The 11,668-nt window shown below is 69.3% G+C and carries 7 protein-coding genes and 1 pseudogene; 2 read left to right on the forward strand and 6 right to left on the reverse strand.

Annotated elements, in window-relative coordinates; genetic code table 11:
• Nucleotides 1-24 precede the first annotated feature (24 nt).
• The 3 genes and pseudogenes from LT948_RS30350 to LT948_RS30360 all read right to left on the reverse strand — a co-directional run bounded on the left by LT948_RS30350 (nt 25) and on the right by LT948_RS30360 (nt 4,717).
• Nucleotides 25-891 carry an MBL fold metallo-hydrolase gene (locus tag LT948_RS30350; protein WP_003093600.1) on the reverse strand — a complete coding sequence of 289 codons (867 nt, stop codon included), beginning with the start codon at nt 889-891 and terminating at the stop codon, nt 25-27.
• 207 nt (nt 892-1,098) lie between these two features.
• Nucleotides 1,099-2,977 (reverse strand): annotated as a pseudogene (locus LT948_RS30355) (acyl-CoA dehydrogenase C-terminal domain-containing protein).
• A gap of 117 nt (nt 2,978-3,094) precedes the next feature.
• Nucleotides 3,095-4,717 carry an acyl-CoA synthetase gene (locus LT948_RS30360; RefSeq protein WP_003093598.1) on the reverse strand — a complete coding sequence of 541 codons (1,623 nt, stop codon included), beginning with the start codon at nt 4,715-4,717 and terminating at the stop codon, nt 3,095-3,097.
• A 245-nt stretch (nt 4,718-4,962) separates the two neighbouring features.
• Here LT948_RS30360 and bfiS point away from each other — a divergent pair, with 245 nt between their 5' ends.
• Together bfiS and bfiR are read left to right on the forward strand one after the other, a co-directional pair.
• Nucleotides 4,963-7,239, forward strand: coding sequence for a two-component system sensor histidine kinase BfiS (gene bfiS, locus LT948_RS30365; protein ID WP_033995809.1), 2,277 nt, complete (start codon nt 4,963-4,965; stop codon nt 7,237-7,239).
• 2 nt (nt 7,240-7,241) lie between these two features.
• Nucleotides 7,242-7,886, forward strand: coding sequence for a two-component system response regulator BfiR (gene bfiR / locus LT948_RS30370; protein WP_003129339.1), 645 nt, complete (start codon nt 7,242-7,244; stop codon nt 7,884-7,886).
• Nucleotides 7,887-7,890: 4 nt separating this feature from the next.
• Here the strand turns inward: bfiR and pqsL are convergent, their stop codons facing one another.
• The 3 genes from pqsL to LT948_RS30385 form a co-directional block, all read right to left on the reverse strand.
• Complete coding sequence (gene pqsL / locus LT948_RS30375) at nt 7,891-9,096, reverse strand: FAD-dependent monooxygenase PqsL (RefSeq protein WP_033995806.1); 1,206 nt, start codon at nt 9,094-9,096, stop codon at nt 7,891-7,893.
• 167 nt (nt 9,097-9,263) lie between these two features.
• Nucleotides 9,264-10,754, reverse strand: a complete 1,491-nt coding sequence (locus LT948_RS30380) for an aldehyde dehydrogenase (protein WP_033995804.1) — start codon at nt 10,752-10,754, stop codon at nt 9,264-9,266.
• Nucleotides 10,747-11,658 (reverse strand): dihydrodipicolinate synthase family protein, encoded by a 912-nt coding sequence (locus tag LT948_RS30385; protein WP_033995802.1) that lies wholly within the window; start codon nt 11,656-11,658, stop codon nt 10,747-10,749. Before LT948_RS30385 ends, LT948_RS30380 begins: the two co-directional genes overlap by 8 nt.
• Nucleotides 11,659-11,668 lie beyond the last annotated feature (10 nt).

Genomic DNA, 11,668 nt, shown 5'->3' on the forward strand with positions numbered 1-11,668 from the left:
GCCGGGGCGGGCCGCGCCTTTCGCTCAGGCCTCGAGGTTCTCGACCCGCTCGAGGGTGTCGTAGAGGCTGTAGCGCTCCTGTTCGTCGCGTCGCACCCGGCCCATGGCGACGCACGGATCATGGGTGAAGACCAGTCGGCCGTTGCGGGCGATGAGGCTGTCCAGCAGGCGTTCCTTTTCCTCGATCAGGCCTTCCGGGAAGCGGTCGTAGCCCATGGTCAGCGGTAGGTGTACCCAGGGTGCGCCGGGGATCAGGTCGCCGCTGAATACCACCGGGCCGTCGGGCATGGCGATCTCCGGGAGCATCTGGCCCGGGGTATGGCCTTCGCTGAAATGGAAACGCCAGCCCTCGCCCAGATGCGCCGAGCGCTCGCCGTCGTCGAGCAGCTCCAGGCGTCCGCTGGCCTGCAGCAGGTCGAGCAGTTCCGGCACGAACGAGGCGCGGTCGCGCGGGTGCGGCTGGCGAGCGCGCTGCCAGTGGCGGCGGCCGCTGACGAAATGCGCGTTGGGGAACAGCAGGCGCGCCGGCTGGCCTTCTTCCCAGGCGGCGAGCAGGCCGCCGGCGTGGTCGAAGTGCAGGTGGGTGAGCAGCACCACGTCGATGTCGGCGTCGTCCAGGCCGACCGCGGCGAGGCTGTCGAGCAGTACGTGGCGCTCTTCCTGGACGCCGTAGCGCTGGCGCAGGGCGGGCGGGAAGAACGCGCCGATGCCGGTCTCCACCAGTACGTTGCGCTCGCCGTCGCGCACCAGCAGGGCGCGGCAGCCGAGGTCGATGCGGTTCTCCGCATCGGGCTGCATCCAGCGTGACCAGAGCGCGCGCGGGGCATTGCCGAACATGGCGCCGCCGTCGAGTTTCTGGCTGTTGCCGAGGAGGGTGGTGAGGGTTCGCATGGATATGTCCTTGTTCCTGGTCTAGCGAATAACCGGCGGTTGCGTCGTTTTTCAAGAATGCCTGGCCGGCTTCCCGGGCGTCGTAGGGCGAATAACCGCTTCGCGATTATCCGCCGTTATCGCGGGCTGTCGGCGGACAGCGCGTTGCATGCTGTCCCGGAAAAAACACGCGGCCCACGGGCCGCGCGACAACGCTCGACGGAAGCTTCAGAACTGTTCCGCCTCCAGGCCGTACAGGCTTTCGCTGCCGGCTTCGACGGCGGCGGCGAGGGAGTGCACGCGGGGCAGGATGCGGGCGAAGTAGAAGCGCGCGGTGGCCAGCTTGCCGTCGTGGAACGCCGGGTCGGCCTCGCGCTGGCGCAGCGCGGCGGCGGCCATGCGCGCCCAGAGGTAGGCGTAGGCGGTATAGCCGAACAGATGCAGGTATTCCACCGAGGCTGCGCCGATCTCGCGCGGGTCGTTGCCGGCGCGGGCGACGATGCCCTGGGTGAGGTTGTCCAGCAGGTCCAGGGCGGTCAGCAGCGGGGTGACGAACTCCGCCAGTTCGGCGTTGGCGCCGGCGGCGAAGGCTCGCACCTCGCGGCTGAAGATGGAGAGGAACAGCCCGCCGTTGGCGACCACCTTGCGGCCCATCAGGTCGAGCGCCTGGATGCCGTTGGTGCCTTCGTAGATCTGCGCGATGCGTACGTCGCGCACCAGTTGCTCCTGGCCCCATTCGCGGATGTAGCCGTGGCCGCCGAACACCTGCTGGCCGAGCACGCAGCTCTCCAGGCCGGTATCGGTGAAGAAGGCCTTGGCCACCGGGGTCAACAGGGCCACCAGGGCTTCGGCCTGGCTGCGTTCTTCCTGGTCCTCGGCGTACTTGGCCAAGTCGAGCTGCTGCCCGACATAGGTGGAAAAGGCGCGGCCGCCCTCGGTCAGCGCCTTCATGGTGAGCAGCATGCGGCGCACGTCGGGGTGCACGATGATCGGGTCGGCGGCCTTGTCCCTGGCCACCGGGCCGGTCGGCGCGCGGCTTTGCAGGCGCTCGCGGGCGTAGGCGACGGCGCTCTGGTAGGACATCTCGGCGCAGCCGATGCCCTGGATGCCGATGGACAGGCGCTCGTAGTTCATCATGGTGAACATCGCCGCCAGGCCCTTGTTGACTTCGCCGACCAGCCAGCCGCTGGCGCCGTCGAAGTTCATCACGCAGGTGGCCGAGGCCTTGATCCCCATCTTGTGCTCGATGGAGCCGCAGTGCACCGCGTTGCGTGCGCCGAGCGCGCCGTCGTCGCCGACCAGGAACTTCGGCACCAGGAACAGCGAGATGCCGCGCGAACCGGCCGGCGCGTCNGTGCACCGCGTTGCGTGCGCCGAGCGCGCCGTCGTCGCCGACCAGGAACTTCGGCACCAGGAACAGCGAGATGCCGCGCGAACCGGCCGGCGCGTCGGGCAGCTTGGCCAGCACCAGGTGAATGATGTTCTCGGTGAGGTCCTGCTCGCCGCCGGTGATGAAGATCTTCGTCCCGCTGATCCTGTATGAACCGTCGGCCTGCGGCTCGGCCTTGGTGCGGATGATGCCCAGGTCGGTGCCGGCATGCGGTTCGGTCAGACACATGGAGCCGGCCCAGGTGCCGGCGTACATGTTCGGCAGGTACCTGTTCTTCAGCTCCTCGCTGCCGTGCGCATCGAGGGCCAGGCAGGCGCCGGCGGAAAGGGTCGAGTAGAGGCTGAAGCTGGCGTTGGCCGCGTACATCATCTCCTCGAACTGCACTGCCAGCATCTTCGGCATGCCCATGCCGCCATGGGCCGGATTGCCGGTGAGGCCGACCCAGCCGCCCTCGGCGTAGGTCGCGTAGGCCTCGCGGAAGCCGGCCGGGGTGCGCACGGCGCCGTCCTGCCACTGCGCGCCTTCTTCGTCGCCACTGCGGTTGAGCGGCGCGAGCAGGCCGCCGGTGACCTTGGCCGCTTCCTCGAGGATGGCGTCGGCGGTGTCGGCGTCGATCCGCTCGGCCAGTCGCGGCAGGCGCTGCCACAGGGCGGGGGCGTCGAACACGTCGTTGAGCAGGAAGCGCATGTCGCGCAGCGGGGCGTTGTATTCAGGCATTGCACACCTCGTCGGTGAACGGCCGGCGGGACGGCCGCAGGTACAGGGTTGCCCGTGCGCATCCTGCCTACGGCCGCCGTGGCACGGCCGCTGCACGGGCAATTCGGCTGGCGGCGCTCAGAGGGCGGCGGCCCACTCGCGCAGCACGTATTTCTGGATCTTGCCGGTGGAGGTCTTCGGCAGTTCCGAGAACACCACGGTACGCGGAATCTTGAACGCGGCCAGGTGTTCGCGACAGAACGCGACGATCTCGCTCTCGGCGAGCCCCTGATGATCGCTCTTCAGGGTAATGAACGCACAGGGCGTTTCCCCCCACTTTTCGTCGGGCCGCGCCACCACCGCCGCCTCCAGCACCGCCGGGTGGCGGTAGAGCACGCCCTCCAGTTCGATGGTGGAGATGTTTTCGCCGCCGGAGATGATGATGTCCTTGAGCCGGTCGCGGATCTCGATGTAGCCGTCCGGATGGCAGACCGCCAGGTCGCCGGTATGGAACCAGCCGCCGGCGAAGGCTTCCTCGGTGGCGCTGGGATTCTTCAGGTAGCCCTTCATCACGGTATTGCCGCGCATGAAGATCTCGCCGATGGACTGGCCGTCGCGCGGCACCGGCTCGAGGGTCTTCGGGTCGGCCACCATCACCCCTTCGAGGGTCGGGTAGCGCACGCCCTGGCGCGACTTGATCGCGGCGCGTCGCTCCAGCGGCAGGTCGTCCCACTCGCCGTGCCAGGCGCAGACCGTGACCGGGCCGTAGACCTCGGTGAGGCCGTAGACATGGGTGACGCGGATGCCCATCTCTTCCACCGCGCCGATCACCTTGGCCGGTGGCGCGGCGCCGGCGACCATGGCATGCACCGGGTGGTCGATGGCGGCCTTGGCCGAGTCGGGCATGTTGATCAGGGCGTTGAGCACGATGGGCGCGCCGCACAGGTGGCTGACCTGGTGCTCGCGGATCAGGGTGAGGACCTTTTGCGGATCGACCCGCCGCAGGCAGACGTGGACGCCGGCCAGCGCGGTCACCGTCCACGGATAGCACCAGCCGTTGCAGTGGAACATCGGCAGGGTCCAGAGGTACACCGGGTGCTGGCCCATGGACCAGGTCATCTGGTTGCCCAGCGCGTTCAGGTAGGCGCCGCGGTGATGGTAGACCACGCCCTTGGGGTTGCCGGTGGTGCCCGAGGTGTAGTTCAGCGAGATCGCCTGCCACTCGTCCCGGGGCCATTCCCAGGCGAACTGCGGGTCGCCCTCGGCGAGCAGCGCCTCGTAGTCCAGTTCGCCAACCGGGCGGCCTTCGCCATACTCGGGGTCGTTGACGTCGACCACCAGCGGCGGGTGGTCGAGCATACCGATGGCGGCATGGATCACCTCGTGGAATTCGTAGTCGGTGATCAGCACCTTGGCTTCGCCGTGTTGCAGCATGAAGGCGATGGCTTCGGCGTCGAGGCGTACGTTGAGGGTGTTCAGCACCGCGCCGATCATCGGCACGCCATAGTGCGCCTCGAGCATCTCGGGGATGTTCGGCAGCATCACCGCCACCGTGTCGCCCTGGCCGATGCCGCGCCCGGCCAGGGCCGAGGCCAGGCGTCGGCAGCGTTGGTAGGTCTGCGCCCAGTCGCGGCGGATGTTGCCGTGGATCACCGCGGGGTAGTGCGGATAGACGCTGGCGGTGCGCTCGATGAAGCTCAGCGGCGTCAGGGCGATGTGGTTGACGGCGGCGGGCGCGAGACCCTGTTCGAAGATCGACATGAAGAGTACCCCGTGGCTGATTGTTAGCTCTGTTCTGGGTAAGGGTCACGATCTGCCGCGCGCGGAGAGACTGCGTCGAAAACGGCTGGTTTCTCTCGCTCGGCAGATCGTGAACAGCTTCCAAGGACCAGGCGAAGCGCTCCTTGGGTTGGGGCGATTTATAGCAACGATGAAAAATATATGGAAGTTAAACCATAAGCTTATAGTATAAATACCATATAAGTTCCCAGGATCATCTTCCGCCCATGAGTCCGCTTCCCGCTTCGCCTGCCCTCAACAGCCTCCTGCGCCTGCTGCGCGAGGGCGCGCCGCTGGTCGAGCGGGTCGGTGCACTGCGCCGCTTGCTGCTCGAACATCCGGGAACGCGCCAGGCCTGGTACCTGGCCTGGCAGCCGCAGGCGCAGACCTATACCCCGGTGCCGCCGTCGCCGGCGCTGCCGCCGGGCGCCGGCGAGCCGAACCGGGCCAGCGACCTGGCGTTGCGCGAGCGCCTGGCGCGCGACGGCCGGCTGGCTCTGGACGAATTGCGGCGTTCCGCGTCCTGGCTCGGCGCGCGCTTGCGGCGTGCCGGCGTGGAGCATGGCATGGCCTTCGCCCTCGACCTGCAGGCCGGCGACGAAGGCCTGTTGCTGGTGGCCAGCGATACGCCGCAGAGCGCTGCGCTGGACTGGCTCGGCCTGCTCCTCGCACCGTTGCTCGCCGCCGCCCGTGGCGTCACCCGCGCCGCGCCGTTCCTCGCCGCCGACCCGCAGCCCGCGCTGCTGCTCGACGGCGAGGCGCAGGCGGTGGAATTCAACCAGGCCTTCCTTGCCTTGCTTGGCGAGCGGCCGCGCGAGGCCTGGCGCGCCTTCCTCCCGGCCAACCATGGGCAACTGGTGCGCGCCAGCCTGGGGCAGGCGCGGGCCCTCGGCGAGGTGGAGGCGGAGTGCGACGGGCGCATCCTGCTCTGGCAGTTCATTCCCGACAGCGCCGAGGCCCGGGTGCTGGCGCGCTGCCGCGACGCCACCGCCAGCCTGCGCGGCGAGCGCGAGGCGGCGCGGGCCAGCCGGCTGTACCGGCTGATCACCGAGAACACCACCGACCTGATTTCCCGGCATACCCTCGACGGCATTTTCCTCGACGCCTCGCCGGCCTCCTGGACCCTGCTCGGCTACTGGCCGGAGGAACTGCGCGGGCGTCCGGCGCAGGCGTTGTTCCACCCCCAGGACCGCGGCCAGGTGGCGCTGCGCGCGCGCGAAGCGCTGGAGCAGGACGGCTACCTGACCATCACCTACCGTATCCGCCACCGCGACGGCCGCTACCGCTGGTTCGAGACCGCCAGCCGGGCGATCCGCGAGACCTACACCGGGGCGGTGGTGGAGGTGGTCAGCGTGTCCCGCGATGTCACCCGGCGGGTCGAGGCGGAGGAGAACCGCCGGCGCCTGGCCGAAGTGGTCGAGGCGAACACCGACCTGGTGCTGTTCGTCGAGCATGGCGGCCGCGTCACCTACCTCAATCCTTCGGCACGCGCCGCCCTCGGCATCGCCGACGGGCAGGAGGCGCCGGCGCTGGAACACCTGCTGGCCGGCGACACTCCGGCGCGGCTGGCCGAAGAGGGTTGGCGACAGGCGCGCGATGGCGGCGTGTGGAGCCGCGAGGGGCGCCTGCAACCGCAGGACGGGCGTCCGTCGCTGCCAGTCTCGCTGGTGTTGCTGGCCCATCGCGGCCGCGGCGAGGAGCGCTATTACTCGCTGGTGGCCCGCGACATGACCGAACGCGAACTGCGCGAGGCCCAGCAGCGCCGTCACCAGGACGAACTGGCGCACACTGCGCGGCTGGTCACTCTCGGCGAACTGGCCTCGGGCATCGCCCACGAGATCAACCAGCCGCTGGCGGCGGTGATGAACTACGCCAGCGCCAGCCAGCGTTACCTGGCCGTCCTCGGCAGCCAGCCCGAGGCCGCCGGGCGGGTGGCCGAGGGGCTGGCGCGGATCGGCGAGCACGCCGGCCACGCGGCGGAGGTGATCAAGCGCCTGCGCGGCTTCCTGCGCAAGGGCCAGCGGCGCCTGCAGGCGCTCGACCTCAACCAGGTGGCACGCGAGGCCATCGGCCTCTGCGCCTGGGAAGCCGGGCACTGGCAAGTGGCGGTGGAAGAAGCGATGACCGACAATCCGCCGCCGCTGTATGCCGACCGCGTGCTGCTCGAACAGGTGTTCCTCAATCTGCTGCGCAACGCCATCGAAGCCAACCGCGAGGCGCATCCCGGCTCGCCGTCGCGGGTCGTCATCGGTAGCCGCGTCGAGCCCGGCGGGCTGCTCTGCCTGTGGGTTCGCGACCAGGGACCGGGAGTGCCGGCGGATCAGCTGGAACACATTTTCACGCCGTTCCACACCAGCAAGCCGGAAGGGCTGGGCCTGGGCCTGTCGATGAGCCGCAGCATCGTCGAGGGCTTCGGCGGCACCCTCGAAGCCGAGCTGCCGGCGGATGGCGGGTTGCTCATGAACTGCCGGCTGCCGCTCGCCGCCGGCGCCACGGGAGGTTAACGATGGCTATGCCTGACGAAGCGCTGGTCTACGTGGTCGACGACGACCAGGGCATGCTCGAATCGACGGTCTGGCTGCTGGAATCGGTCGGCCTCAAGGCACGGCCCTTCACCCAGGGCCGGGACTTCCTCGACGCCTGCGAGGGCGGCCGCCATGCCTGCGTCCTGCTCGACGTGCGGATGCCCGGCATGGGCGGGTTGAACGTGCAGGACGAACTGCTGGCGCGCGGCATCGACCTGCCGGTGATCTTCGTCAGCGGCCATGCCGACGTGCCCATCGTGGTGCGCGCCTTCAAGGCCGGGGCGGTGGATTTCATCGAGAAACCCTACAACGAACAATTGCTGCTCGACAGCGTGCAGCAGGCCCTCGATCGCCACGCCCGTCGGCGCCGCCACCGCGATCTCGACGCCGGGTTGCGCGAACGCCTGGACAGCCTCACCCCGCGCGAGCGCGACGTGCTCTTGCCGCTGGTGCGCGGCTATACCAGCCGCGAGGTGGCCGAGCAACTGGAAGTCAGCGTGAAGACCGTCGACCTCTACCGCGCGCGGGTGATGAAGCGCATGCAGGCCCAGACCCTGCCGGAGCTGGTGGGCATGGCCATCGCCGCCGGGCTGGTGGACCCGCTGCGCTTGCGCGAGGACGCCTGAGGGCTCAGCCGCGCGGAGCCTCCAGGGACGGCGACCGCACCGGCTGATAGGAACGCTCGCCGCCCAGCGCTTCCGGCGCCCGGCTGCTGCCCTGCAGGGCGGTGTCGAAGACCCCGGCGAAGCGCTGGCGATCCTCCAGGCTGGTGGCCAGCGCATGGCCATAGGAGACGATCGCCTGGTTCACCGGGAAGCGTTCGGCCTGATAGCCGGCCAGGGCATCCTCCAGCGCGCAGGCGTCGCGCAAGGCCAGGTCGAGGGCGTCGGCCAGGGCGCTGGCGTCCTCGATGGCCAGGTTCATGCCCTGGCCGGTGATCGGATGCACGTTGTGGATGGCGTCGCCGAGCATCGCCACGTTGTCCGCCCAGTAACGATCCAGGTTCAGGTAGCCGATGGGGATGCCCTTGAAGCGCGAAGTGCCGGTGACGGCGGCGATCGCCTCGGCGCTCTCGTCGCCGACGAAGCGTTGCAAGCGCCGGCGCAGCGACTCGCCGCGGGTGTCGGCCATCAGCTCGCGCGACTCTTCCCTGGGAAAGCTCACCACCAGTCGCGCGCGGTCGAGACCGATCGGGTAGAAATAGGCCAGCCCGCCCTGCGCGTCCACGTACAGGCGGTTGCGCTCGGCCACGCAGGGCGCCAGGGCGAAGGTGCCGACCAGCATCGGCGACGGGTAGGGGCGGCGTTCCACCTCGATATCGAGCAGCCGGCGGCGCACGTAGGAGGCGATACCGTCGGCGCCCACCACCACCCGCGGACGCAGCACGCGGCCGTCGTTCAGGCGCACCTGGCCGATCGCGTGGCGCTCGTCGCGCTGTACCGCTTCGATGCGGGTCTCGAACAGCATCTCGACGGTCGCTTCGCCGTCGATCTTTTCCAGTACCAGGCGGCGCAGCGACTCGCAGGGCATGAGGATGAAATAGCCGCGCGCGTCGACGCTGGAATAGTTGAAATAGCGAAGCAGCTCGCCGTCGTGATAGACCTCCAGCTCATGGCGGACCCGCCCGCCGCGACGGGTCACTTCGGCCAACAGCCCGGCCGCCTCGACCACCCGGATGCCGGCCGGCTTGAGCAGGTCGGCGCCGTTGATCGCGCGTTCGCGCCGTGCCTGCTCCACTACCACCACGCGGTGGCCCTGGCGGCCGAGCAGGTAGGCGAGCATCGCCCCGCCGATGCCGCAGCCGTTGATCAGTACATCGATATGGTTGTCCGTCATGGATGAGTCTCCGTGTCGTTCCTGGCGGAAAAGGGAAGGGTGGAGGCAGCAGCATAGCGACGGAACGTTATGCAGAATGGGTGTTGTCTGCACTTGGTCGCCTGTCCGGCCCGGTTGTCCGGTCTCGCCGCCAGGCGGGAGTGCCGGCCCTTGCGGGCCGGACAGCTTCAGGAAGCGTCGATCCAGATGGTCTTCAACTCTGTGTACTGGTCGTGTGCCCAGACCGACTTGTCGCGACCGCCGAAGCCTGACTCCTTGTAACCGCCGAAGGGCGTCGAGGCGTCGCCCTCGCCGAAGCAGTTGACGGTGACGATCCCCGCGCGGATCTCCCGCGACAGGCGCAGTGCGTGGCGCAGGCTGCCGGTGTAGGCCGAGGCGGCGAGGCCGTAGACGGTGTCGTTGGCCAGGGCGATGGCTTCGTCGATGTCGTCGAAAGAGGTGACCGAGAGCAGCGGGCCGAAGATTTCCTCGCGGAACAGCCGGCTGTGCGGCGAGACGCCATCGACCACGGTCGGCTCGACGAAGATGCCAGCCTCGGTGGCGCCGCCGAAGCGCACCACCAATCGCTCCGTCCTGGCCTGGTCGAGGTACGCGCGGACCTTCTCGAAGTGCGCCGGGCTGACCAGCGCGCCGAGGCGATTACGCGGATCCAGCGGGTCGCCCATGCGCCACTCGCGGAGCTGCGCGCCGATGCGTTCGAGCAGCGCCTCGCGGACCTCGGCATGGACGATCAGCCGCGAGGACGCCGAGCAGTTCTCGCCCATGTTCCAGAACGCGCCGTTGACCACGTGTTGCGCCACCAGGTCGAGGTCCTCGACATCGTTCATCACCACCGCCGGGTTCTTGCCGCCGCACTCCAGTACCACCCGCTTGAGGTTGGACTCGGCGGCGTACTTGAGGAACAGGCGGCCGGTCGCGGTGGAGCCGGTGAAGCTGACCATCGCCACGTCCGGGTGGCGGCCCAGCGGTTCGCCGGCCTCGCGGCCGCCGCCGGGGACCACGTTGAACACCCCGGCGGGGATCCCCGCCTGGCTGGCCAGTTCGGCGACGCGCAGGGCGGTCAGGCTGGTCTCGGGGGCCGGCTTGACCACTACGGAGCAGCCTGCCGCCAGCGCCGGGCCGATCTTCCAGGCGAGCATCAGCAGCGGGAAGTTCCACGGCAGCACCAGGCCGACCACGCCGATCGGCTCGCGCACCACCATGGCCAGCGCCGCCGAACCGACCGGGGCGGTGCTGTCGTAGATCTTGTCGATCAGTTCGGCATGCCAGCGCAGGGTATTGATGGTTTCCGGCAGGTCGGTGTGCTGGCATTCGCGGATCGGCTTGCCGCTGTCGAGGCTCTCCATCACCGCCAGTTCCAGCAGGTGCTCTTCCAGCAGCTCGGCCAGGCGCAGCAGCGCCGCCTTGCGCTCGGCGGGCGTGCGCGAGCGCCAGCGGCCGTCCTCGAACGCCCGCCGCGCGCTGGCCACGGCGTGCCCGACGTCCTCCGCGTCGCAGGCGGCGACCTGCGCCAGCAGCTCGCCGGTGGCCGGGTTGGTCGAGGCGAAGGTGCGGCCGCCGCAGGCATCGCGGAACCCTCCGTCGATGAAGGCGCGCTGGGGAAGGTCCAGCGTCGCGGCGATGGCCGCGTATTCCTCCCGGCTCAGCAGCTCAGTCATGGCGGCCACCCTCGACGATCCGCGCGACCTCGCCCTTGAGCCTGCCGACGATCTCCGCCAGTGCCGCCTTGCCGGCCTCGTCCAGCGCCTTCAGCGGCGCACGTACGCCGCCGGCGCGCAGGCCGGCCAGCTCGCAGCCGTGCTTGATCGACTGGACGAAGTGACCGCTTTCGAGAAAGTCCATCAGCGGCATCATCGCCGCCATGATGCGCCGGCCCTTGGCGAAGTCGTTCTCGACCACGCAGGCCTGGTACAGGGCGAGGTGTTCGCCAGGGATGAAGTTGGAGCCGGCGCAGACCCAACTGCGCGCGCCCCAGGCGAAGAACTCCAAGGCCTGGTCGTCCCAGCCGCAGGACAAGGCGATCCGCGGGTGGCGGCAGGCCAGGCGGTGCAATTGCGCGGTGGAGCCGGAGCTTTCCTTGATCGCGACGATGTTGCGGCAGCCGGCGACGGCGGCGAAGAACGCCTCGTCCATCTCCACGCCCATCCGCGCCGGATAGTTGTAGAGCATGATCGGCAGGCCGGCGGCGCGGTCCACCGCCAGCACGTGCTCGGCGATCTCCCGCGAGGTCGGCAGCGCGTAGGGCGGCGAGCCGACCAGGATGGCGTCGGCGCCGATGGCGCGGGCGGCTTCGGCGTAGGCCAGCGAGTCCTCGGTGCGGATCGCGCCGGTTCCCACCACCAGCGGCAGGCGCCCGGCGATGACTTCGCTGGCGTGGGCGGCGAGGGCCAGGCGTTCCTCGGCGGTGTGCGCGTAGTACTCGCCGGTGGAGCCGCCGATCACGATGCCGTGCACCTTCGACTCGACGAGAAACTCCAGGACCTCGGCGAAGGCCTGGGTGTCGATGCTGCCGTCGGCGCTCAGCGGGGTGATGGCGGGGGTATAGATACCTTCGAATTTCACGGGGTTTCCT

It is taken from the genome of Pseudomonas sp. CP-1, from assembly GCF_021213715.1.
GTDB lineage: Bacteria > Pseudomonadota > Gammaproteobacteria > Pseudomonadales > Pseudomonadaceae > Pseudomonas > Pseudomonas aeruginosa.

Coding starts and splice junctions, on each gene's coding strand:
- bfiS (WP_033995809.1), top strand. CDS start 4,963: ATGAGTCCGCTTCCCGCTTCGCCTGCCCTCAACAGCCTCCTGCGCCTG.
- LT948_RS30360 (WP_003093598.1), bottom strand. CDS start 4,717: ATGTCGATCTTCGAACAGGGTCTCGCGCCCGCCGCCGTCAACCACATC.
- bfiR (WP_003129339.1), top strand. CDS start 7,242: ATGGCTATGCCTGACGAAGCGCTGGTCTACGTGGTCGACGACGACCAG.
- pqsL (WP_033995806.1), bottom strand. CDS start 9,096: ATGACGGACAACCATATCGATGTACTGATCAACGGCTGCGGCATCGGC.
- LT948_RS30380 (WP_033995804.1), bottom strand. CDS start 10,754: ATGACTGAGCTGCTGAGCCGGGAGGAATACGCGGCCATCGCCGCGACG.
- LT948_RS30350 (WP_003093600.1), bottom strand. CDS start 891: ATGCGAACCCTCACCACCCTCCTCGGCAACAGCCAGAAACTCGACGGC.